This window comes from Janthinobacterium sp. LPB2021202312-11-4 (assembly GCF_037049705.1).
Lineage (GTDB): Bacteria > Pseudomonadota > Gammaproteobacteria > Pseudomonadales > Pseudomonadaceae > Aquipseudomonas.
The window spans coordinates 24,472-46,812 of record NZ_JBAGKV010000004.1; the positions used below are offsets into that span (position 1 = coordinate 24,472).

At 60.3% G+C, this 22,341-nt stretch carries 22 protein-coding genes; all 22 read left to right on the plus strand.

Annotated features, from left to right (window positions below):
• Positions 1-48: 48 nt before the first annotated feature.
• The 22 genes from rfbF to fliT all read left to right on the plus strand — a co-directional run bounded on the left by rfbF (position 49) and on the right by fliT (position 22,223).
• The gene (gene rfbF, locus V5E99_RS05540; RefSeq protein WP_499801524.1) at positions 49-822 is read left to right on the plus strand and encodes a glucose-1-phosphate cytidylyltransferase; all 774 of its coding nucleotides are present in this window, start codon (positions 49-51) and stop codon (positions 820-822) included.
• Positions 804-1,886 (plus strand): CDP-glucose 4,6-dehydratase, encoded by a 1,083-nt coding sequence (rfbG, locus tag V5E99_RS05545; protein WP_499801525.1) that lies wholly within the window; start codon positions 804-806, stop codon positions 1,884-1,886. The genes rfbF and rfbG overlap by 19 nt, the downstream gene beginning before the upstream one ends.
• Complete coding sequence (locus V5E99_RS05550; RefSeq protein WP_499801526.1) at positions 1,883-2,443, plus strand: dTDP-4-dehydrorhamnose 3,5-epimerase family protein; 561 nt, start codon at positions 1,883-1,885, stop codon at positions 2,441-2,443. Before rfbG ends, V5E99_RS05550 begins: the two co-directional genes overlap by 4 nt.
• Positions 2,440-3,666: a methyltransferase domain-containing protein gene (locus V5E99_RS05555; protein WP_499801527.1), complete on the plus strand. Its 1,227-nt coding sequence runs from the start codon at positions 2,440-2,442 to the stop codon at positions 3,664-3,666. Before V5E99_RS05550 ends, V5E99_RS05555 begins: the two co-directional genes overlap by 4 nt.
• Complete coding sequence (locus V5E99_RS05560; protein ID WP_499801528.1) at positions 3,663-4,784, plus strand: DegT/DnrJ/EryC1/StrS family aminotransferase; 1,122 nt, start codon at positions 3,663-3,665, stop codon at positions 4,782-4,784. The genes V5E99_RS05555 and V5E99_RS05560 overlap by 4 nt, the downstream gene beginning before the upstream one ends.
• A complete protein-coding gene (locus V5E99_RS05565) occupies positions 4,781-5,446 on the plus strand; it encodes an acetyltransferase (protein WP_499801529.1) in 666 nt (221 codons plus the stop codon). The genes V5E99_RS05560 and V5E99_RS05565 overlap by 4 nt, the downstream gene beginning before the upstream one ends.
• Positions 5,447-5,476: 30 nt before the next feature.
• On the plus strand, positions 5,477-6,205 hold the full coding sequence (locus V5E99_RS05570; RefSeq protein ID WP_499801530.1) for a cephalosporin hydroxylase family protein: 729 nt from the start codon (positions 5,477-5,479) through the stop codon (positions 6,203-6,205).
• Between the two features lie 51 nt (positions 6,206-6,256).
• A complete protein-coding gene (locus tag V5E99_RS05575) occupies positions 6,257-9,184 on the plus strand; it encodes a glycosyltransferase family 2 protein (protein ID WP_499801531.1) in 2,928 nt (975 codons plus the stop codon).
• A gap of 30 nt (positions 9,185-9,214) precedes the next feature.
• Complete coding sequence (gene pseB / locus V5E99_RS05580; RefSeq protein ID WP_499801532.1) at positions 9,215-10,216, plus strand: UDP-N-acetylglucosamine 4,6-dehydratase (inverting); 1,002 nt, start codon at positions 9,215-9,217, stop codon at positions 10,214-10,216.
• A complete protein-coding gene (gene pseC, locus V5E99_RS05585) occupies positions 10,213-11,370 on the plus strand; it encodes a UDP-4-amino-4,6-dideoxy-N-acetyl-beta-L-altrosamine transaminase (protein WP_499801533.1) in 1,158 nt (385 codons plus the stop codon). The genes pseB and pseC overlap by 4 nt, the downstream gene beginning before the upstream one ends.
• A gap of 160 nt (positions 11,371-11,530) precedes the next feature.
• Complete coding sequence (locus tag V5E99_RS05590; protein ID WP_499801534.1) at positions 11,531-12,151, plus strand: pseudaminic acid biosynthesis-associated methylase; 621 nt, start codon at positions 11,531-11,533, stop codon at positions 12,149-12,151.
• Positions 12,148-12,855 carry a pseudaminic acid cytidylyltransferase gene (pseF, locus tag V5E99_RS05595; RefSeq protein ID WP_499801535.1) on the plus strand — a complete coding sequence of 236 codons (708 nt, stop codon included), beginning with the start codon at positions 12,148-12,150 and terminating at the stop codon, positions 12,853-12,855. Before V5E99_RS05590 ends, pseF begins: the two co-directional genes overlap by 4 nt.
• Complete coding sequence (gene pseG, locus V5E99_RS05600; RefSeq protein WP_499801536.1) at positions 12,852-14,357, plus strand: UDP-2,4-diacetamido-2,4,6-trideoxy-beta-L-altropyranose hydrolase; 1,506 nt, start codon at positions 12,852-12,854, stop codon at positions 14,355-14,357. Before pseF ends, pseG begins: the two co-directional genes overlap by 4 nt.
• Positions 14,350-15,402: a pseudaminic acid synthase gene (gene pseI / locus V5E99_RS05605; protein WP_499801537.1), complete on the plus strand. Its 1,053-nt coding sequence runs from the start codon at positions 14,350-14,352 to the stop codon at positions 15,400-15,402. The genes pseG and pseI overlap by 8 nt, the downstream gene beginning before the upstream one ends.
• 229 nt (positions 15,403-15,631) lie before the next feature.
• A complete protein-coding gene (locus V5E99_RS05610) occupies positions 15,632-16,558 on the plus strand; it encodes a ketoacyl-ACP synthase III (RefSeq protein WP_499801538.1) in 927 nt (308 codons plus the stop codon).
• 204 nt (positions 16,559-16,762) lie between these two features.
• Entirely contained in the window at positions 16,763-18,055 is a 1,293-nt protein-coding gene (locus tag V5E99_RS05615) for a motility associated factor glycosyltransferase family protein (protein ID WP_499801539.1), read from the plus strand.
• Positions 18,052-18,318 carry a DUF8042 domain-containing protein gene (locus V5E99_RS05620; protein ID WP_499801540.1) on the plus strand — a complete coding sequence of 89 codons (267 nt, stop codon included), beginning with the start codon at positions 18,052-18,054 and terminating at the stop codon, positions 18,316-18,318. The genes V5E99_RS05615 and V5E99_RS05620 overlap by 4 nt, the downstream gene beginning before the upstream one ends.
• 243 nt (positions 18,319-18,561) lie before the next feature.
• Positions 18,562-19,413, plus strand: coding sequence for a flagellin domain-containing protein (locus tag V5E99_RS05625; protein WP_208671845.1), 852 nt, complete (start codon positions 18,562-18,564; stop codon positions 19,411-19,413).
• Positions 19,414-19,486: 73 nt separating this feature from the next.
• Positions 19,487-19,885 carry a flagellar protein FlaG gene (locus V5E99_RS05630; protein ID WP_499801541.1) on the plus strand — a complete coding sequence of 133 codons (399 nt, stop codon included), beginning with the start codon at positions 19,487-19,489 and terminating at the stop codon, positions 19,883-19,885.
• Between the two features lie 82 nt (positions 19,886-19,967).
• Entirely contained in the window at positions 19,968-21,389 is a 1,422-nt protein-coding gene (gene fliD / locus V5E99_RS05635) for a flagellar filament capping protein FliD (protein WP_499801542.1), read from the plus strand.
• A gap of 131 nt (positions 21,390-21,520) precedes the next feature.
• A complete protein-coding gene (gene fliS / locus V5E99_RS05640; protein ID WP_499801543.1) occupies positions 21,521-21,916 on the plus strand; it encodes a flagellar export chaperone FliS in 396 nt (131 codons plus the stop codon).
• Positions 21,917-21,926: 10 nt separating this feature from the next.
• Positions 21,927-22,223 (plus strand): flagellar protein FliT, encoded by a 297-nt coding sequence (fliT, locus tag V5E99_RS05645; RefSeq protein WP_499801544.1) that lies wholly within the window; start codon positions 21,927-21,929, stop codon positions 22,221-22,223.
• Positions 22,224-22,341: the final 118 nt, after the last annotated feature.

The window sequence follows — 22,341 nt, forward strand, 5'->3', positions numbered from 1 at the left end:
GCTTGATACAGCTTGGCCGGGCTCTGTGACGAACAAGAGAGGAAGAGGATGAAGGCAGTTATTTTGGCGGGTGGCCTGGGCACGCGGATCAGCGAAGAGTCGCACCTCAAGCCCAAGCCGATGATCGAGATCGGCGGCAAGCCAATTCTCTGGCACATCATGAAGCAGTACTCCGCGCACGGAATCCACGATTTCGTGATTTGCCTTGGCTACAAGGGCTACGCGATCAAGGACTTCTTCGCCAACTACTTCCTGCACACCTCTGACGTCACTTTCGACATGCGCAACAACCGCATGGATGTTCACCAGAACTACAGCGAACCGTGGCGCGTCACCTTGATCGACACCGGCGAAGAAACCATGACCGGCGGGCGTTTGCGCCGGGCCCGCCGTTACGTCGAAGACGAAAAAGCGTTCTGCTTTACCTACGGCGATGGCGTCTCTGACCTGAATATCAGCGCGCTGGTGAATTTCCACCTCGATCACGGCAAGCTCGCCACCGTCACGGCCGTACAGCCGCCGGGCCGTTACGGCGCGCTGAATCGCGATGGCGATCGCGTCCTTGGCTTCACCGAAAAACCCCGTGGCGACGGCGGCTGGATCAATGGCGGCTTCTTTGTGCTGTCGCCCAAGGTCTTGCCGTTGATCGAGGGCGACGAGACGTCGTGGGAATCCGGTCCGCTGGATGGCCTGGCCGAACGCGGTGAGTTGATGGCCTACCAGCACGACGGTTTCTGGCAGCCGATGGACACCCTGCGCGACAAGAATCACCTCGAAGCGTTGTGGCAGACCGGGGAGGCCCCATGGAAGCAATGGGACTGAGCCCGCAATTCTGGCGCGGCAAACGGGTGCTGGTCACCGGGCACACCGGTTTCAAGGGCAGTTGGCTGACGCTGTGGCTGCAAAGCCTGGGGGCCCAGGTCAGCGGGTTTTCCCTTGATCCGTCCACCGAGCCGAGCCTGTTTGAACTGGCGCGGGTGCACGAAGGCATCAACGATCAGCGCGGCGACCTGCGTGACCTCGGCGCCTTGCTGGAACTGATTGCCGACACCGAACCGGAGATCGTCCTGCACCTGGCGGCCCAGCCGCTGGTGCGTGAAGGTTATCGCGACCCGCTGGGCACTTACTCCAGCAACGTCATGGGCACCCTGAACCTGCTCGAAGCGATTCGTCAGGTCGGCTGCGTGCGTGCCTGTGTGCTGGTGACCACCGACAAGGTCTACGCCAACAAGGAATGGCTGTGGCCGTACCGCGAAGACGAAGCCCTCGGTGGCCACGACCCTTACAGCAGCAGCAAGGCCTGCTGCGAATTGCTGGCGCAGTCTTACGCTGCGTCGTTCTTCGCGGCCGATCGCTATGAAGAGCACGGCCTGGCACTGGCCACGGCCCGCGCCGGCAACGTCCTGGGCGGCGGCGATTTCGCCCCGGAGCGTTTGATCCCGGACGTGCTCAAGGCCTGGTCCGCCGATGAACCGGTGACACTGCGCTACCCGCAAGCGGTGCGCCCCTGGCAGCACGCGCTGGAGCCGTTGGCCGGTTATCTGCAACTGGCCGCCGGCCTCTACGAACAAGGCCCGGCATACGCCGGTGCGTGGAACTTCGGCCCGAGCGACGCGGATATGTGCAGCGTCGGCGAAGTGGTCGAACTGCTCGCCAGCCGCTGGCCGCAAGCCCGTGGGTTGCGCATCGAACCGAGTGACCTGCACGAGGCTGGCCTGTTGCGCCTGGACAGCAGCCGCGCCCGGCAATTGCTCGGCTGGCAACCGCGCTGGTCGTTGCAAGAATGTCTGACCCAGACCCTGGACTGGCACCTGGCCTGGCGGAACGGCGATGACATGCGCGCCATCACCCTCGGCCAGTTGAACCGATACCGAGGCGCGCTGTGAGCGAATTTCTGTTGAATGCGCTGCCGCTGAACGGCTTGTTCAGCGTGCAGCACAAACGCTTCGAAGACGATCGCGGGCACTTCGCCCGGCTGTTTTGCGAAGGCAGCCTGAGTGCGTTCGGCCAGGCGTTTCATATCCGTCAGATCAACCATTCCTGCACCCGCGAACGCGGCAGTGTGCGCGGTTTGCATTACCAGGACGCCAACGCGCCGGAAGCCAAATTGATCACCTGCCTGCGCGGCGAGGTCTGGGACGTGGCGGTGGATTTGCGTCCCGACTCCGAGACCTTCCTGCACTGGCACGCCGAACACCTGCGCGCAGGCGACGGTCGCAGCCTGTTGATCCCGGCCGGGTTCGCCCACGGTTTTCAGACCCTGACCGACGATGCCGAATTGCTCTACCTGCACAGCGCCGACTACACGCCTGCGCACGAGGGCGGTTTGTCGGTGAACGATCCACGGCTGGCGATTGCCTGGCCGTTGCCTGTCAATAATCTGTCGGCCCGGGACGCCAGCCATCCCGTGCTCGATGAACACTTTGCTGGAGTGCGTCTATGAACTGCCGTGGTTGCGCTACGCCGCTGGCCTTGCCGCTGATCGATCTCGGCACTTCGCCGCCGTCCAACGCTTACGTGCGTGCCGATCAGCTTGAACAAGCCGAGCAGTGGGTGCCGTTGAAAGTGGCGGTGTGTCAGCACTGCTGGTTGGTGCAGACCGAGGATTACACCAGCGCCGATAGCCTGTTCGATGCCGAGTATGCGTATTTCAGTTCGTTCTCCAGCACCTGGCTGGCCCATGCCGAGCGCTATGTGGCCGAGATGGTCGAGCGCTTCGGCCTGACCGCTGACAGCCGCGTGGTGGAAATCGCCGCCAATGACGGTTACCTGTTGCAGTACGTCGCCGGGCGCGGCATTCCGTGCCTGGGCGTCGAGCCAACCCGCAGCACCGCGCAAGCGGCCCGGGACAAAGGCCTGGAGATTCGCGAGCTGTTTTTCGGTCGCGACACGGCAGCGCAACTGGTCGCTGACGGCTGGTCCGCCGACCTGATGGCCGCCAACAACGTGCTGGCCCATGTCCCGGATATCAATGATTTCCTCGGCGGTTTTGCGACGTTGCTCAAACCGACCGGCGTGGCGACCTTCGAGTTTCCACAACTGCTGACGCTGATGGCCGGCCAGCAGTTCGACACGCTCTATCACGAGCACTATTCCTACCTGTCCCTGACCGCCGTGCAGACCTTGTGCGCGCGCAATGGCCTGGAAGTGTTCGACGTCAGCCAGTTGTCGACCCACGGCGGTTCGCTGCGAGTCTTCGTGCAGCGTCTCGACGGCGAGCGACGCGATGTTCTGCCAGCGGTGCAGCAACAGTTGCAAGCCGAACTGGCAGCAGGCGTGAAAACCCCCGAGTACTACGCGACCCTCGCGCCGGCCGCTGAACGCATCAAGCACGAATTGCTGCGCTTTCTGTTGCAGGCCAAAGCCGAAGGCAAGCGCGTGGTCGGTTACGGCGCCGCCGCCAAGGGCAACACGTTGCTCAACTACGCCGGGGTCAAGCCGGATTTGCTGGCGTGGGTGGCCGACGCCAACCCGCACAAGCAGGGCAAGTTCCTGCCGGGCAGCCGCATTCCGATTGTGTCGCCCGAACGCATTGAAATCGAAAAACCCGATTACGTGCTGGTGCTGCCGTGGAACCTGCTGGATGAAATCACCCAGGCGTTCGCCGGTATTCGTGCCTGGGACGGTCGTTTTGTCATCGCCATTCCTGAGTTGATTATTCGATGAGCCGAATTCATTACACCAAGCCCAGCGTCGGTGAACTGGAAGCGCAATACGCCCTCGATGCCGTGCAGAACGGCTGGGGCGAGCGCTGCTACGAATACCTCACGCGTTTTGAAAAAGCCTTCGCCGAACACGTGGGCACGACCTACGCGATTGCCACCTCCAGTTGCACCGGTGCACTGCACATGGGAATGGCTGCGCTGGGCATCGGCGCCGGCGACGAAGTGATACTCGCCGACACCAACTGGATCGCCTCCGCCGCGCCGATTACCTACCTCGGCGCGACGCCAGTGTTTGTCGACGTGCTGGCGGATAGCTGGTGCCTGGACCCGCAACAGGTACGCCGGGCGATCACGCCGCGGACCAAAGCCATTCTGGCCGTGCATATCTACGGCAACCTTTGCGACCTGGACGAGTTATTGGCCATTGGGCGCGAGTTCGGCTTGCCGGTGATCGAAGACGCCGCCGAAGCCATCGGCTCGCAATGGCGTGGCCACGCCGCCGGGTCGCTGGGCGCGTTCGGGGCGTTTTCGTTCCACGGCACCAAGACCATGACCACCGGTGAGGGCGGGATTTTCGTCACCTCGGACAAGGCGTTGTATGAGCGGGTGCTGACCCTGTCCAACCATGGTCGGGTGGCCGGCAGCAGCAAACAGTTCTGGCCGGATTTCATTGGCTTCAAATACAAGATGAGCAACCTGCAAGCGGCCGTCGGCTGCGCCCAGGTTGAGCGGATCGAGGAACTGATCGAGCGTAAACGGGCGATCTTCGCCCAATACGCCCAGGCGTTGGCAGGCTTGCCCGGCGTGTCGATGAACCCTGAGCCCGAGCATGGGCGTAACGGTTACTGGATGCCGACCGTGGTGTTTGACCGTGAACTGGGGATCACTCGGGAGATCTTGATGGCCGCGTTCCAGGCGGCCGACATCGATGCGCGGGTGTTCTTCTGGCCGCTGTCGTCCTTGCCGATGTTCAGCGATGTCACGGCGGACTCGCCAGTGGCGTATGCGCTGCCGGAGCGGGCGATCAATCTGCCGAGTTACCACGACATGACCGATGACGATCAGCAGCGTGTCATTGAGGTGCTGCGCACGTTGTTGCTGAAAAGGACGCAGCTATGAAGGTGTACTTGCTGGGGGCGGCCAATCCTGAAGCGGTACGGATGATCCTGACCCTGCAACGCAGCCAGCCGCACGTGCAATTCGCCTTCCTCGATAACGACCCGGCGAAGCAAGGCACGCTGTTCCATGGCGTGCCGGTGGTGGGCGGCACCGACAAAGTGGCCGAGCTGAAAGGCTCCGACACGCGGTTCGTCAACCTGATCACCGGCAGCACGGCGCTGCGCTATCAGACCACCCGCGAGATCGTCGAGGCCGGCGGCACCCTGGGCAACTTTATCCACCCGGGGATCGACCTGACCATGATCACCATGGGCGTCGGTACGTATTTGCAAGAGGGTGTGATCATGCAGGCGCAAGTCAGCCTGGGTGATAACACCAGCATCAGCGCCGGTAGCGTGGTCGGCCACGAAGGGCAGATCGGTCACTCGGTGTTCATGGCGCCCGGGGTCTGCATCGCCGGTTGTGTCGAGATCGGCGATGGCACCTTCATCGGCACCAACGCCACGATCCTGCCGCGTTTGCGCATCGGCCGCTGGGTCACCATCGGCGCGGGCGCCGTGGTGATCAACGATATTCCTGACTACGCGGTCGTGGTGGGCAGTCCCGCCAGGACCATCAAGACCAACCCTGTTTCCTTTCAAGACGGTCGGGTTTTCAAGTAACCACCGCGGCTAATTTCTGGAGCGTTTGTAATGAATCCTCATGAGCAGTTTCGTGAAGAAGTAAAAGAAAACATCGAAGGCCTGCAACAGGACAAAGCCCTGCAAGCCACGTCGCTGGACTGGGTTGGCACCACCGCCAAGCACAAGTACACCTACAACTTCAGCTGGATGGGCCGCCCGATTATCCAGTTCCCCCAGGACATGGTCGCCATGCAGGAGATCATCTGGTCGCTGCGTCCGGACATCATCGTTGAAACCGGTATCGCCCACGGCGGCTCGCTGGTGTTCTACGCCTCGATGCTGGAGCTGATCGGCCATGGCGAAGTGCTGGGCGTGGATATCGATATTCGCCAGCACAACCGCGAAGCGATCGAGGCACACCCGATGTTCAAACGGATCGAAATGATCCAGGGCTCGAGCATCGACCCGGCCATCGTCGATCAGGTGCGCCAGCGCATCGAAGGTAAAAAAGTGCTGGTGGTGCTGGACTCCAACCACACCCATGAGCACGTACTCGAAGAGCTGCGGGCCTACGCGCCGATGGTGTCGGTGGGCAGCTACTGCGTGGTGATGGACACCGTGGTTGAAGACATGCCGGAAGACGCGTTCCCGGACCGTCCGTGGGGCAAGGGCGACAACCCGAAAACCGCTGTGTGGGCCTATCTGGAAGAAAACCGCGATTTTGAAATCGACCAGGCCATTCACAGCAAATTGCTGATCACCGTCGCGCCGGATGGCTATCTGCGTCGCGTGCGTTAATCAACAACATCGTCGGGTTCTTTTGGCCATTGGCCGGTTGTGGGGAAATTTATGCAAGGCAAGAACGTTTCTGAACAAGGGTTGGCACTCAACGAACAGTTGACCGTGGTGCTGATATCTCACGAACGGCCGGCGTTTTTGCGCAGGGCGGTACGTTTTTACAGTAGCTTGCCCTGCAGGATTCTTGTGCTCGACTCTTCGGCCGTCGCGCAGCCGGCCATGGCCGGCCAATTCCCGAATGTGGATTATCAGCACCTGCCGCAATTCGGTTACTGGGGGATTCGCGCCAAGTTGGCCTATGGCGTCGCGCAACTCACCACGCCGTACATGGTGTTCGCCGCCGACGATGACTTCCTGGTGCATGGCGCCTTGCACGAAGCCGTTGCCTTCATGGAGGCCAACCCCGATTACAGCCTGTGCCACGGCTACAGCATGATGTACCTGGCGCTGGCCAACAGCGTCAGCTACTACCGCCGCGACAAGAAAGTCTGTGAAGACTATTCGGCGGACCGTGCCCAGGACCGCTTGCTCGATTACATGAGCCAGTACCTGCCGCCGTTTTATGCCGTTCAGCGCACTGAGCTATTGCAGGACTGGTACCGGGTCATGCCTGAAGACACGATCTTCCAGTGGCAGGAAGTCGGTCACACCTATTACATGCTGGCGCGGGGCAAGGCGCGGATTCTGCCGATTCCCTACGTCGTGCGTGAAATCAACTACGAGCAATCGGATCACAAAACCGAGATTTTTCACTCGCTGGCGTTCACCGACACCAAGTCGGTCACCGAGCGTGAAGCCTTTGCCGGTTTCCTGGCCGGGCTGCCGACGCAAATCCAGGGCCTGAACCCGGAGCAAGGCAAGCAGTTCGTACTGGAAAGCTTCGCGGCGTTGGTCGATAGCTTGCGCAACGGTCGGGCACTGACCGCCGAGCTGATTTTCGAGTCGGGCTGGAATAACGTCGACGCGGGTCCGCAGCGCCGTTTTGGTCCCAAGCAGTACGTCGAAATGCCGTTCTACAACCAGGCGTTTTTCGATCAACTGGCCCAATTCGAATTCCTGTTGCACGCCATGCCGGCCGGTCGCGTTCAGTTGAAAGGGCTGGAGGGTATCTGGACCCGCCAGCAAGACCTGATGCGCGCACACAACAACGACACGCCCGAAAGCGTGGTCGATCGCTTGTGGCAGGCCCACGACTGCAACGTGTTCAACCGCGCCGTGATTAAACGCCTGGCCGCGCAACTCGATACCCTGGGCGAGGAAGAAGAGGCGCAGAAGCTGCACGCCTGGGTTGCCCGCCTGGACGAAGTGTCCCTCGACGACAATCGCCAACTGTTCGACAAAATGCGGTCCGGCCGTTTGCTTCAATGGCTGGCCCCCCGTGAGCCGAGCGCCGAACAGGCCGAAGCGATCGCCCAACACCTGGCGGCCAATGCCGGCGGTCCGCAATTCGGGATTTTCCTGCTCGATCTGGACCACAACGTCGACAAATTGCAGATCACCCTGGACAGCTTGCTCGAAGGTCACAGCAAGGCGTTCAAAGTGGTGGTCTTCACCACCGGCGAACCGCCAGCGGCAACCACCGCGCAAAACATGCTGCACTTCGTGCGCGTCACCCAGGGCAACTATGTCGACAAGTTGAACCAGCTCGCGCTTCAGTCGACCAGCGACTGGCTGCTGTTGGCCGAAGTGGGCGAGGCCTTTACCGCTGGCGGCCTGTTGCGCGCCAGCCTGGAGCTGATGTCCGCCGCCGATTGCCGTGCCGTCGCCACCGACGAAATCCAGCGCGACGCCGAGGGGGCGTTGGTGGATGTGTTCCGTCCGGGCTTCAACCTTGATCTGCTGCAAAGCGTGCCGGCCCTGATGGCGCGGCACTGGTTGATTCGCAAAGACGTGTTCAACGAAGTCGGCGGTTATCAGGCCGACTTCAACAAGGCCTTGGAATTCGACCTGCTGCTGCGCATCATCGAGCAGGGCGGCCTGAGCGGGCTGGCGCATCTGGATGAGCCATTGCTGATCACCCACGCGCCGGAGCTTGCGGAAAACACTCACGAGCGCCTGGCGTTGTCGCGCCACTTGGGCAACCGTGGCTACAAGGCCAAAATCACCTCGACTGTGCCTGGGACCTACCAGGTCGATTATCGCCACACCGAGCGTCCGCTGGTGTCGATCATCATCCCGGCCGGGGATGACCTGCCGGCGCTGCAACACTGCCTGCAAAGCGTGCTGCTGCGGACTCGTTACACCCAGTACCAAGTGCTGATTGCGGTTAACCCGAATCAGTCGGCCGAGGTCAAGGACTGGCTTGGTACATTTCAGCATGCCAAGGTCGGCGTGCTGCACGCTAACCGCACGCTCAACGACACGGCGCTGTACAACGCCGCCAGTCAAGAAGCGCAAGGCGAGTACCTGGTGTTGCTGGCGACTGACAGTGAAGTGGTCAACCCGAACTGGATCGAGGCGCTGCTCAACCACGCCCAGCGTCCGGAAGTGGGAATTGTCGGCGCCAAGCTGGTTGACCGCGACGGCAATGTCACCCAGGCCGGGCTGATTCTGGGGCTCAATGGCGGCGTCGGCTCTGCCTTCGTTGGTGAGCGCTATGACGCGGACAACAGCTACTTGCAGCGGTTGGTGGTGGAGCAAAACTACTCGGCGGTGTCGAGCGTGTGCCTGATGGTGCGCAAAGAACTGTTCGACGGCTTGGGTGGCCTGGATGACGCGACATTCGCCGATGGCTTGAGCGATGTCGACCTGTGCCTCAAGGCCGGTCAGGCCGGGTACCTCATCGTGTGGACGCCGCAGGTCCAGGTGATTCATTCGGGCGTGGTGCCACAAGGGCCGCAAGTGCTCGACGCCTTGCGTGAAAAATGGTCCGCCGCGTTTGCCCAGGATCAGGCCTACAACGCCAACCTGGCATCGACCGGTAAAGGTTTTGCCCTGGGTGAAAGCGCCTCGGTGAACTGGGCGCAGTTGCTCGCATAAGCCTGGCTGACAGGTACAAGGACTCAAGGCATGTTCAACGGTAAATCGATTTTCATCTCTGGTGGCACCGGGTCGTTCGGGCGCAACTTCATCCGCCGCTTGCTGGAGCAATACCAGCCCAAGCGCGTGGTGGTGTTCTCCCGTGACGAACTCAAACAGTACGAGATGCAGCAGACGTTCAATGCACCGTGCATGCGCTACTTCCTCGGTGATGTGCGCGATGCCGAGCGTTTGCGCCAGGCCATGCGCGGCATCGATTACGTGGTCCATGCCGCAGCCCTGAAGCAAGTGCCGGCCGCCGAATACAACCCGACCGAATGCATTCGTACCAACGTCAACGGCGCGGAAAACATCATCGCCGCCGCCATCGACAATGGCGTCAAGCAAGTGGTCGCGCTGTCCACCGACAAGGCGGCCAGCCCGATCAACCTGTACGGCGCCACCAAGCTGCTGTCGGACAAACTGTTCGTGGCCGCCAATAACATTGCCGGCGAACAGCAAACCCGGTTTGCCGTGGTTCGCTATGGCAACGTGGCCGGCTCCCGGGGATCGGTGGTGCCGTTTTTCAGCAAGTTGATCAACGAAGGCGCCACCGAACTGCCGATCACCGACGAACGCATGACGCGCTTCTGGATCACCCTCGATCACGGCGTGCAGTTCGTGCTCGACAGCTTTGCCCGGATGCACGGTGGCGAAGTGTTTGTGCCGAAAATCCCGTCGATTCGCATCGTCGATCTGGCGCGGGGCATGGCCGAGCACTTGCCGCACAAACACGTGGGGATTCGTCCGGGGGAGAAACTCCATGAGCTGATGGTGCCGCTGGACGATGCGCGCATGACCCTGGAGTTTGCCGACCACTACACCATCCAGCCGTCGATCCGCTTTACCAGCGTCGATGTGGATTTTGCCGTGGACAGGCTGGGCGAGCAGGGCAAACCGGTCAGTGAGGACTTCGAGTACCGCTCCGACACCAATCCGCATTACCTGTCGGTCGGCCAGATTGCCGACCTGCACGCGGACCTGTCGGCATGATTCCCTACGGTCGGCAAAGCCTCGATCAGGCCGACATCGATGCGGTGGTCGGCGTGCTGCAATCCGACTGGTTGACCCAGGGACCGACCATCGAGCGTTTCGAACAAGCCATGGCCGAACGGTGCCAGGCCGATTTCGCGGTGGCGGTGTGTAACGCCACGGCGGCGTTGCACATCGCTTGCCTGGCGGCTGGCCTCGGGCCAGGTGACCGGTTGTGGACTACGCCCAATACCTTTCTGGCCTCGGCCAATTGCGGTCGCTATTGCGGCGCGCAAGTGGATTTCGTCGACATCGACCCGCTGACCTGGAACCTCGATGCCTATGCGCTGAAGGTCAAACTGGAAGCAGCGGAAGACAACGGTACGCTGCCCAAAGTAGTGGTGGCGGTGGCGTTCTCCGGGCAGAGCTGCGACATGCGGATGATCGCCGAACTGGCCGAGCGTTATGGTTTCACGATCATTGAGGACGCCTCTCACGCGGTCGGCGCGTCTTATGCCGGGCGGCCAGTGGGTTGCGGTGAGTTCGCGGCGATGACGGTGTTCAGCTTTCATCCGGTAAAGATCATCACCAGCGCCGAGGGCGGCATGGTCCTGACCAATCGCCGGGAGCTGGCCGAGCGCCTGCAACGGCTGCGCAGCCACGGCATGACCCGCGACCCCGCGCAGATGACCGAACCCAGCCACGGTCCCTGGTACTACCAGCAAGTGGAACTGGGCTTCAATTACCGGATCACCGATTTGCAGGCGGCCCTCGGGCTGTCGCAGTTGAGCAAACTCGATGACTTCATCGGACGCCGTCGGGAGCTGGCGGCGCGTTATGACCGTTTGCTGGCGTACTTGCCGCTGACCTTGCCCAGCCCTCAGCCAGAGGCCGAGTCGGCGTGGCACCTGTACGTGGTGCGCTTGCAGCTTGAGCGCATCAACCTGAGCCATCGTCAGGTGTTTGAAGGGTTGCGGGCGGCCGGGGTCGGTGTGAATTTGCACTATATTCCGGTGCATCTGCAGCCGTACTATCGCGACCTGGGGTTCGCCGAGGGCGACTTTCCACAGGCCGAACGTTATTACGCCGAGGCCATCAGCTTGCCGCTGTTTCCGTTGCTCAGCGATGAGCAACAGGATTACGTGGTCGAGCAACTGCGGCGGTTGACCGAATAAATACCTTCAAAGGTTGCTGGCCCTCCTGTAGGAGCTGCCGAAGGCTGCGATCTTTTGATCTTGTTTTTCGGCAATATTGAAAAATCAAAAGATCGCAGCCTTCGGCAGCTCCTACAGGGGTAGCACCAGGCCTTGGTGATGAGTGAATGGGAACTGTGCAATGCGTGAACTGAGTGAGCAGGAAAGATTCTGGCAAGGCGACTTCGGCAATCAGTACGTCGACCGCAATGTCGGGCAACCGCTGGTGGCGGCCAACCTGGCGTTGTTTGCCAAGGCGTTGACGCGAGCCGGGCGGATTGAAAGCCTGGTAGAACTCGGTACAAACGCCGGCAACAATTTGCAGGCGCTGCATCAACTGCTGCCCCGCTGCGAACTGTTCGGCGTAGAGATCAATGCCAGTGCCTGCGCCCAGGTCCAGGCGCTGGACATCGCGCAGATCTGGCACGGTTCGCTGTTCGATTTCCCCCGCGAGCGCAGCTTTGACCTGACCCTGAGCAAAGGCGTGCTGATCCATCTGGCGCCCGAGTTGCTGGCGGCCGCGTATGACCAGTTGTATGCCTTGAGCCAGCGTTACATCCTGATCGCCGAGTACTACAACCCGGCGCCAGTCGAGGTGTCGTATCGCGGTAACAGCGGCAAGTTGTTCAAGCGCGATTTTGCCGGTGAAATGCTTGATCGTTACCCCGACCTGCAACTGCTGGACTATGGTTTCGGCTATCACCGCGACCCGCAATTCCCGGTGGATGACATCACCTGGTTCCTGCTGGAAAAACGCCCTTGAACAGCGTCGTAATCATCCCGGCCCGTGGTGGCAGCAAACGCATACCGCGCAAGAACCTCAAGCCGTTCGACGGCGTACCGATGATTGCCCGCTCCATTCAAACCGCCCTCGACTCGGGGTTGTTTGCCCAGGTGGTGGTCAGCACCGACGATGAGGAAATTGCCGAGCTGGCCCGCGCTTGCGGTGCGCAGGTGCCGTTTATGCGTCCAGCGACGCTGGCCGATGATTTCACCGGCACCGCAGCGGTGATTGCCCATGCCCTGGAAGCGTTACAGCGACTAGGCCACGACTTTGAATTGGCCTGTTGCATCTATGCCACGGCGCCGCTGTTGCAGCGCCGATTTTTGCAGCAGGGGTTGAACCTGTTGGAGCAGCATCCGGACAAGTCCTTCGCCTTCTCGGTCTGCGATTTCGGCTTTCCGGTGCAGCGGGCTCTGACTCTCGACGAGCAGGGCGCATTGACCGCGTTGTACCCTCAGTTTCGCGAGACGCGCTCCCAGGATTTGCCGCCGGCCTATCAGGACGCCGGGCAGTTCTACTGGGGCCGTTGCGACGCCTGGTTGCGCAGTGACGTGCTGTATTCACCGAAAAGCCTGCCAGTGATCCTGCCGCGCTATCTGGTGCAGGACATCGACACACCCGAAGACTGGACACGCGCCGAATACCTGTACGCTGCCTTGAAGGCGGGCGGTGAAGTGCTATGAGGGTGCTGATCCGTTCCGACGCCTCACCAACCATCGGCAGCGGCCATATCGCTCGTTTGCTGCCGCTCGCCAGGACTTTACGCCAGCAAGGCGCGCACGTCGCTTTTGCCTGTCGCCAGTTGCCGGGCCATCGGCTCGACAGTCTGGCGGCCGAGGGCTTTGACACCTTTGCACTGCCGGATCGCTATCCCGACGAAGACCCGCAGCAAGCCATCGAATCGATGCTGCCATGGCAGGCGGACATTGCCGCGCTGGACCAGGCCCTGGACAACCATCCCGCCTTCGACTGGATCATCGTCGACCATTACGGCCTCGATCATCACTGGCAGAGCGCGGCCCGACGCTGGGCGCCACGGATCGCGGCGGTGGATGATCTGGCCACGCGCCGCTACAGCGTCGATCTGCTGCTGAACCAGAATCTGTCGGGCACCCCCGAGGCATACGCCGGGCTGCTGACCGCTCATTGCCGGACCTTGTTCGGGCCACGGTTTGCCATGCTGCGCGATGAATTCTGCTGCCCGGCGATTGAAATCAAACCCCAGGCCAAACGGGTGCTGGTGAATTTCGGCGGCTTCGATGCAGCACGGCAAACTCATCACGCGATGCTCGCGCTGGCGGATTTTTCCGGGCTGGAGGTCGATTTCGTCGCCGGTGCCGACAACCCGGCCTGGGACGAGATGCAGGCGCTGGCGGCGGATCGGCCGAATTGGCGTTTGCACAGTTTTGTCAGCGATTTTTATCGCTTGATGACCGAAGCCGACCTGTTTATCGGCGCCGGTGGCGGCACCAGTTGGGAGCGGGCGGCCATGGGACTGCCGACGATTTGCATTGCGGTGTCGAATAATCAGCAGGCCAACGGCGAGGTCATGGCGACCTCGGGAAGCCATGTGTTCCTTGGTGCTCGGGAGCAGGTCAGCGTTGAACAGCTGCGCCAGGCGATTGGTTTTGTCGCGGGCAATCAGGGCTTGCGTCAGAGCCTGGCCGAGCGTTCCCGAGAATTGGTCGATGGCCGTGGTGCGCAGCGGGTGGCTGCGGCGCTGGTCGGCGCAGTGTTGCCGTTACGCAAGGCCACCCTGGATGACGCGCGATTGCTGTTGGACGGGCGCAATTCCGAGGCGGCGCGGCGCTGGTCGCTGGATACCCGGGCCATCGATGGGTCGTCCCATCAGGCCTGGCTGGCGGCGAGTCTGGGCAACCCGCAGCGGTTGCTGTTGATCGCCGAGGCGGGGGACGGTCCGGTCGGCGTGCTGCGTTACGACCTTCACGGGGTCAGCGCCGAAGTCTCGATTTATCTGTTCGAGGGCCGTTTCGGACTGGGCTGGGGCAGGGCGCTGCTGGCGCGCGGCGAAGCGTTCGTGACGGCCCATTGGCCGCAATTGCAAACCCTCACCGCTCAGGTGTTACCCGCCAACCAGCCGTCGCTGAGCCTGTTTCGCGACGCCGGTTTCACCCAGAGTGCTTGCGCGTTTACCCGCGTTCTAAAGGATCACCGCAATGACTAGCTTCAAGATTGGCGAGCGTTTGATCGGTGCCGATGCGCCGCCGTTCATCATTGCCGAGATGAGCGGCAACCATAACCAGTCCCTGGACATGGCCCTGCAAATCGTCGACGCCGCCGCCAAGGCCGGCGCCCACGCCTTGAAGCTGCAAACCTATACCGCCGAGACCATGACCCTGGACCTCGATGAGGGCGAATTCTTCATCAAGGACCCCAACAGCCTCTGGGCCGGCACTTCGTTGTACGCGTTGTACGAGAAGGCCCACACGCCGTGGGAGTGGCATGCGCCGATTTTCGCCCGCGCCAAAGCGCTGGGCATGTTGGCGTTTTCCACGCCGTTTGATGACAGCGCCGTGGACTTCCTCGAAAGCCTCGACGTGCCGGCCTACAAGATCGCCAGTTTCGAGAACACCGATTTGCCGCTGATTCGCCGGGTCGCCGCCACCGGCAAGCCGCTGATCATCTCCACCGGCATGGCCAGCATCGCCGAGCTTGACGAAACCGTGCGCGCCGCCCGCGAGGCTGGTTGCAAGGACCTGGTGCTGCTCAAGTGCACCAGCACTTACCCGGCGACACCGGCTAACAGCAATGTGCGGACCCTTCCTCACCTGCGGGAATTGTTTGGCTGTGAAGTTGGCCTGTCTGACCACTCGATGGGCGTTGGCGTTTCCGTCGCCGCCGTGGCACTCGGGGCGACGGTGGTGGAAAAACACTTCACCCTCGATCGGGCTGCCGGTGGCGTGGACGCCAGTTTCTCCCTGGAGCCGGCAGAACTGGCCAGCCTGGTGATCGAAACCGAGCGCGCCTGGCAGGCCATGGGGCAGGTGCATTACGGCGTGACCGAGGCCGAACGCAAGTCGCTGGTGTACCGGCGTTCGCTTTACGTCACTCAGGATATGGTCGCCGGTGAACCCTTCACCGCTGCCAATCTGCGGGCCATTCGTCCAGGGCTGGGGCTGGCCCCCAAACACGCTGAAACCCTGCTGGGCTGCCGCGCTCGCCTGGCCATCAAGCGCGGAACAGCGCTGGACTGGTCGTTGGTCGAATAACCCTTGTCGGGCTGATTCGGCAAAATAGCGTGACCTGTGAGTCATAACGCGCATCTTCACTGTATTGTATTGACCGGGAAGATGGCGCCTGACCCCTTATAGGGTCCAGTGATAGCCCTTTACGCTTTCCGCTGTCGTCCGTCGCGGGCGGCTGAAAATCTCTGTATGTCGGCGCCCCTCGAATCCTTGCGAGCGGTGGTATTGGGCTGTTTATTATTGGGAAGCCGTAATGATTGGCATAAAAAGCATTGCGAGCTACGTTCCTGTAGCCGGCGTGGACAATTACGCACAAGGTGCAAAATTCGAGAAGGATGAAGAGTTCATCCTGGGCAAGATCGGTTCGGCCTTCCTGCCGCGTAAAGACGCCGGGCAAGAAACTTCGGACCTGTGTGTCGAAGCAGTCAACGCGCTGTTCGCCAACAACCCTGATTTGAAGCGTGAAGCCATCGACGTGCTGATCGTCGTCACCCAGAACGGTGACGAAGAAGGCCTGCCGCACACCGCCGCCATCGTCCAGGACAAACTGGGCCTGCCGACCACCGTGGCCGCGTTCGATATCTCCCTGGGCTGCTCGGGCTATGTCTACGGCATCTACGCGATCAAGGGCTTCATGGAGGCCGCAGGCCTGAAGAATGGCCTGCTGGTGACCGCCGATCCGTACTCCAAGATCGTCGACCCGGAAGACCGTAACACCACCATGCTGTTCGGTGATGCTGCCACTGCAACCTGGATGGGCGAAGACGCGCCTTGGCAGCTGGGCAAGGCCAAGTTTGGCACCGACGGTTCCGGCGCACCGCATCTGAAGGTCACCGATGGCGTGTTCTATATGAACGGTCGGCAGGTCTTCAACTTCGCGCTGCTTAAAGTCCCGGCGCATTTGCATGAGTTGCTCGATGAGTCTGGCTTGAAGGCTGACGATATCGATGCGTTCTGCATCCACCAGGGCAGTGCGGCGATTGTCGACGCCGTGGCCCGGCGGTTCGAAGGCGAGCCGGAGAAGTTCATCAAGGACATGGTCGAGACCGGCAACACCGTGTCGTCGAGCATTCCGTTGCTGCTGGAAAAACACGTGCTTGATTCCAGCTGGAAGCGCGTGGCATTGAGCGGTTTTGGTGTAGGGCTGTCGTGGGGTTCGGCGATCATCTATCGTCCTTGACCCACCCCCGGGTAGGAGCTGCCGAAGGCTGCGATCTTTTGATCTTGATCTGTTTTTTCAGGGGCGCCGAAAAACAGGATCAAAAGATCGCAGCCTTCGGCAGCTCCTACCGGGGTTGCTCGCGGCCATTAGCCCGATACAAAAATAGCGTTCAAGGGTTAACCTTGAACGCTATTTTTTTGCCTGTATGAAAAGCGAGGCTGTATGAGCGAATGCTTTGAAGACAATGCTCAGGTGATCGAGCGGCGCTGGCCGGCGCTGTATACGCGGCTGATGCTGGAGGACAGCAGCTCGGTCCAGGCGGAGCTGACCGAGGGGCTGGGCTCGACGCTGAGCATTGGCGGCATTCAGCTCACCAGTCGCCATGACCGTGTCGTTGAGGCCCGCGTACAGGCCGCCAGTCTGCCGGCCGACAAGGCGCAGTTGCATGTCTATGGCACCGGCCTCGGTGATTTGCCGACGGTCCTGCTCGAGCGCGGCGAGCTTGAGCGGTTGTATGTGCACATCCTCAACGGCGCCCTGTTCGCGCTGGTGTTGCAGTTGCTCGATCAGCGGCAATGGCTCGACGATCCCCGAGTTGAATTGCTGTATGCCGGCGATCAAGCGGACATCTATACACCGTTTTTCGCGCTGCCCTCCGAGATGGTGCTGGCGGACGATTTCAACGCGAAGATTCGTGATCGGCTGGTCAGCGAAGTGCACCTGAGTTTCAACAACCGTGAATTCGATCCGCAGTCGCCGGTGATTCTCCAGCGTTTGCAGGACAGCCTCGAAGTGCTGCTGGCCGACGACGATGTCGCGCAGTTGTTCGGTACGTGCGCGGGGCGGGACATCTATGTGATTGGCACCGGACCAAGCCTTGAAAACCATTTCGAGCAATTGGCGGCGATCCGTGGGCAGGCGCAGCGGCCTTTTTTCATCTCTGTCGACACGGCCTATCGACCATTGCGCGAACACGGGATCAAGCCTGACCTGGTGGTGAGCATCGATCAGCGCATCAGCTTGCGGCACTTGCCCTTTGAGGACTCCGACGGTATCCCGCTGGTGTACCTGCCCATGAGCGATCCACAGGTGTTGAAGGCCTGGAAGGGCAAGCGCTATGGCGGTTACTCGGCCAGTCCGATCTACGCCTCGTTGCGCCGCCAGCACGCCAGGGCGCAGTTGTACGTGGGCGGCAGTGTGATCCATCCCGCCGTGGACCTGGCTGTAAAGATGGGAGCAGGGCGCATCACCCTGTTTGGCGCCGATTTTGCCTTCCCGATGAACAAGACTCACGCCGGTTGGGAGGACGGTGATCTGGGGCCCGGGGTGAATCTTGCGCGGCACTGGGTGCGCGACGGGCATGGCGAGCGGGTCAGGACGCAGCTGAATTTTCGCAGCTATTTGTGTGAGCTGGAGCGTTACATCGCCGGGCACCCTGAGGTGCCGTTCTTCAACAGCAGTCGGGCGGGCGCGATGATCGCCGGCACGCAGTTCAATCAGGAGTTCGTGCAGTGAGTGCGCTTGAGCAATGCGTCAATGGGTGCCGACGGTGCGCAGGGTTGTTTCGCCTGGGGCGTGATGTCGAGGCGGCGTTGACCATGGTTGACCTCTTCGATGAAGCGCAGCAGCTATTGGCAACGGTACCTCAAGACGTCCAGTTGCACTGGGCGCAGCTACTGACGCAGATGCTGGCCTGCCAAGAGCGTCAGGATTGGCTGGGGCTTGCCGACTTTATGGAATACGAGCTGATTGATTTGCTGCAAAGCGTTCAGACCTGAGGGCCAGTGATCGCTCTGGTTGGGATGTTTGGGTGTCGGACGGTTTTATGACGTCATTTTTTCGCGGGGAGCAGGGCGCTAAGCCTTTGTTTTCTAGGGGGTGGCAGTGTGATGGCAATATTTTTCAAAAAAGCCCTCAAGCAACCTGCATTCCCGACGATAACTATTACGAAGGTTCTCTAGGCCATACCCGGCGGTTGCCAGGGCCGGAAGCCGCAGTACCCAACCAACGAGGAATTCGTCATGGCTTTAACAGTAAACACCAACACCACGTCGTTGAACGTTCAGAAAAACCTGAACCGCGCTTCCGACGCTCTGTCGACTTCGATGTCTCGTCTGTCTTCCGGCCTGAAAATCAACAGCGCTAAAGATGACGCTGCCGGCCTGCAGATCTCCAACCGTATGTCCAGCCAGATCCGCGGCCAGAACGTAGCGGTTAAAAACGCCAACGACGGTATCTCGATGGCTCAGACCGCTGAAGGCGCTCTGCAAGAATCGACCAACATTCTGCAACGTATGCGTGAACTGGCTGTACAAGCACGTAACGGCACCAACGGCACTGCTGACCAGACCGCAACCAACGCTGAATTCGCTCAGATGTCTGACGAATTGACCCGTATCGCGGCTTCGACCAACCTGAACGGCAAGCAACTGCTGGACGGTTCGGCTGGCACCATGACCCTGCAAGTGGGTTCGAACACTGGTACTGCCAACCACATCGACCTGACCCTGAGCTCCAAGTTCGACGCCGTCAGCCTGTCGGTTGGTAGCGGTACTGCAGTTCTGACCGGTGCTACCAGTGCCGCGGCCATGAGCAACATCGATAACGCGATCACCGCAATCGACGCTGCAATCGCTTCCATCGGTGCAACCCGTGCAAACCTGGGTGCTTCGCAGAACCGTCTGACCAGCACCATCTCCAACCTGCAAAACATCACTGAAAACGTTACTGCTGCTCAAGGTCGCGTACAAGATACCGACTTCGCCGCAGAAACCGCTAACCTGACCAAACAGCAAACTCTGCAACAAGCTTCCACCGCTGTTCTGGCCCAGGCTAACCAGCTGCCATCCGCTGTACTGAAGCTGCTTCAGTAATATCGGGTTGAGTTTTGGCGGGGGAGTGCGCTTGCGTGCTCTCTCGCTTTTTCCGTTTTAAGAGGTGATGGTCATGGACATGAGCGTAAAGCTGAACTTGTCTTACCCGGCCGCGAAACCGGCGGTCAGTACTACCGATAAGCCGGCGGAAACGCCTCGCACTGAAAGTCTCCAGGCTGTCACGGCAACCGCCAAAAGCTCGGATTCGGACAGTTCGAACACTTCGGATAACTCGGATAACTCGGATAAGTCGGATAAGTTGAAAATGGCCGTTCAGGAGATCGAAAAGTTCGTTCAATCGGTCAAGCGTAACCTCGAATTTTCCATCGATGAAACGTCGGGCAAGGTCATCGTCAAGGTGATTGCCAGCGAGTCCGGTGAAGTGATTCGACAGATTCCTTCGGCTGAAGCCATGAAACTGGCTGAAAGCCTGCACAATGCCAGTAACGTTTTGTTCGATGCCAAGGCCTGACACTGGCATGAAACGTGTTTGTACGATCATTGTCCGCGCTTAGTGGTCAAAAGACCGGCGACACACAGATAGGGAGATGCACATGGCAAGTCCAATTCTACCGGGTTCGGGTCTAGGGTCCGGTCTCGACATCGGTGCGATCGTGACCGCGCTGGTCAACTCCGACAAATCGGCCAAGCAGACGCTGATCACCAATCAGACGACTATCAACACGGCCAAGATTTCTGCTACCGGTTCGTTGAAATCGGCCCTGGCCGCGTTCCAGACTGCCATGACCAACCTCGGCAAGCGTGATGCGCCGTCGTTTTCGGGTTTTACCGCGACTTCAAGCGCGCCGACGACATTGACCGTCACCTCGGATAACACGGCGGTGAACGGTAGCTACAGCGTTGTCGTGAACAACCTGGCAACCGGTTCGAAAGTGGCCAGTGCGGCGTTTGCCGGCGGCCCTACCAGTTCCATTCCGACTGGTACATTGAAAATCAGTCAAAATGGTATTGATTACCCGGTGACCATTGCTGCGGGCGCAACCCTGCAGACCACTCGTGACGCGATCAACACCACGCTGCAAGGCAAAGGCATCACCGCCAACATCGTGACCGACTCCAATGGTTCGCGACTGGTGATTGGTTCCACGGTGACGGGCGCGGGCTCGGATCTGAGCGTCAGCGGTATTGCCGGCCTGGAAATCGATGGGACCAATAGCCTGGGCAGCACTCCAGCGGCCGGGGCCTCTGGCAACATCGGTGGTTTGGCGACGGATGCAAAAGTCACGATCGATGGTTTGACCGTCACCAGCAAAAGCAACACGATCAGCCAGGCGGTTGGTGGTCTCAACATGACCCTGGTCGCGGCCAATACGTCGCCGGTTACGGTCACCGTCGGCACCAACTCAGACGGCCTGAAAACCTCACTGCAGTCGTTCGTTGATGCCTACAACACCGTGATCAATACCCTGACCACGCTGACCAAGCCAAGCCTGGATGAGGACGGCAACCCGACCATCTCGGCGGCGATGACGGGTGATTCCCTGCCGCGCAACCTGATCACTGCCGTGCGCAATGAACTGGTGGCTCCGGGTGCGGGCGGTCAACTGTCGGTGCTGTCGCAGTTGGGTGTTCAGACCGATCAGAAGACCGGTGCACTGACCATTGATGCGACGAAGTATGCCAAGGCCATGGCGACCCCGGGGATGAGCAGCTCGGTACAGAACCTGTTTACGGGGACTGATACCAAGAATGGTCTGCTAGCGCGCATGTCTGCCGCGATCACCCCTTATTCCCAGACCGGTGGCATCCTCGATCAGCGCAACACCAGCCTGAGCAAGGTCCAGAAGGATCTGAGCACTCAGCAGACGGCGCTGGACCTGCGGGTGACCAACCTGACGGCGTCCCTGACCGCCAAGTACAACGCGATGGACCTGTTGGTCGGCCAGATGAAGGCCACCGCCAGCAACATCACCGGCTTCTTTGCGTCCTTGAACGCTCAGCAGTCCGCCAAGTAGTCATGGGCTGGCGACAAAAACCCGGCTCCGCTTTTCGGCGTGCGCCGGGTTTTTGTCTTCTGGTCTAAAGTTTTCAGGCTCGCAGGCGATACACTGGTCATACGAGTCATTGAGTGGCAAAGAGGTAAAACATGAATCCGATGTTAGCCCTTCGGCAATACCAGAAGGTGGGGGCGCAAGCCCAGACGTCCGAGGCCAGCCCGCACCGTCTGGTGCAAATGCTGATGGAAGGTGGCCTGGATCGCATCGCCCAGGCCAAAGGCGCCATGGAGCGCAAGGACATTCCGGGTAAAGGAACGTCGATCGGCAAGGCAATCGGGATTATCGGCGGTTTGCGTGAAGGCCTTGATCTTGAAAAGGCTGCTGAAACCGTTGGTGAGCTTGATCGTCTCTACGCTTACATGATGAAGCGTCTCGCTGAGGCGAACATCAAGAGTGATCCGCGGATTCTCGACGAAGTCGCTGGTTTGCTTCGTACGGTCAAAGAAGGCTGGGATGCCATTGCCGCGCCAGGCCCTCAGTTCTAAGGAGATCACCATGAGTCTTGTATTGCAGCGAATCGAACAAACCCGTGAGGCGTTGGTCGGGGCACTGGCCGAGCGCAACTGGGAGGCAATCGGTCAACTGGACCTGGATTGCCGTTCCTGCATGGAAGATGTCTTGAGTGAGGCTTCGTTGGACGAGGCGGCGTTGCGTGACAATCTTGAGGAGTTGCTGGGGGTTTACAAGCAGCTTCTTGAGGTGGCGATGGGCGAGAGACAAGCGATAGTCGACGAGATGTCTCAGATCCATCAAGCACAGAACGCCGCAAAGGTTTACCATCTGTTTGGTTAATCCCCGGTTAATCCAAACATAGTGCGCCATAAATTTGACTGTGCACGGTTTTTTGACTTAACTAGTGGCTGGTTCCAGATTTCAGGCGTCTACAGGCATAACATGTCTGCAAGCGTCT

Bases quoted from the DNA above. Each gene is read 5' to 3' on its own strand.
- V5E99_RS05615 (WP_499801539.1), top strand. From the start codon at position 16,763: ATGAGCGAATGCTTTGAAGACAATGCTCAGGTGATCGAGCGGCGCTGG.
- V5E99_RS05590 (WP_499801534.1), top strand. From the start codon at position 11,531: ATGCGTGAACTGAGTGAGCAGGAAAGATTCTGGCAAGGCGACTTCGGC.
- fliT (WP_499801544.1), top strand. From the start codon at position 21,927: ATGAGTCTTGTATTGCAGCGAATCGAACAAACCCGTGAGGCGTTGGTC.
- pseI (WP_499801537.1), top strand. From the start codon at position 14,350: ATGACTAGCTTCAAGATTGGCGAGCGTTTGATCGGTGCCGATGCGCCG.
- V5E99_RS05575 (WP_499801531.1), top strand. From the start codon at position 6,257: ATGCAAGGCAAGAACGTTTCTGAACAAGGGTTGGCACTCAACGAACAG.
- fliS (WP_499801543.1), top strand. From the start codon at position 21,521: ATGAATCCGATGTTAGCCCTTCGGCAATACCAGAAGGTGGGGGCGCAA.
- V5E99_RS05570 (WP_499801530.1), top strand. From the start codon at position 5,477: ATGAATCCTCATGAGCAGTTTCGTGAAGAAGTAAAAGAAAACATCGAA.
- pseB (WP_499801532.1), top strand. From the start codon at position 9,215: ATGTTCAACGGTAAATCGATTTTCATCTCTGGTGGCACCGGGTCGTTC.
- pseC (WP_499801533.1), top strand. From the start codon at position 10,213: ATGATTCCCTACGGTCGGCAAAGCCTCGATCAGGCCGACATCGATGCG.
- V5E99_RS05565 (WP_499801529.1), top strand. From the start codon at position 4,781: ATGAAGGTGTACTTGCTGGGGGCGGCCAATCCTGAAGCGGTACGGATG.
- fliD (WP_499801542.1), top strand. From the start codon at position 19,968: ATGGCAAGTCCAATTCTACCGGGTTCGGGTCTAGGGTCCGGTCTCGAC.
- rfbF (WP_499801524.1), top strand. From the start codon at position 49: ATGAAGGCAGTTATTTTGGCGGGTGGCCTGGGCACGCGGATCAGCGAA.
- V5E99_RS05630 (WP_499801541.1), top strand. From the start codon at position 19,487: ATGGACATGAGCGTAAAGCTGAACTTGTCTTACCCGGCCGCGAAACCG.
- V5E99_RS05625 (WP_208671845.1), top strand. From the start codon at position 18,562: ATGGCTTTAACAGTAAACACCAACACCACGTCGTTGAACGTTCAGAAA.
- pseG (WP_499801536.1), top strand. From the start codon at position 12,852: ATGAGGGTGCTGATCCGTTCCGACGCCTCACCAACCATCGGCAGCGGC.
- rfbG (WP_499801525.1), top strand. From the start codon at position 804: ATGGAAGCAATGGGACTGAGCCCGCAATTCTGGCGCGGCAAACGGGTG.
- V5E99_RS05560 (WP_499801528.1), top strand. From the start codon at position 3,663: ATGAGCCGAATTCATTACACCAAGCCCAGCGTCGGTGAACTGGAAGCG.
- V5E99_RS05555 (WP_499801527.1), top strand. From the start codon at position 2,440: ATGAACTGCCGTGGTTGCGCTACGCCGCTGGCCTTGCCGCTGATCGAT.
- V5E99_RS05610 (WP_499801538.1), top strand. From the start codon at position 15,632: ATGATTGGCATAAAAAGCATTGCGAGCTACGTTCCTGTAGCCGGCGTG.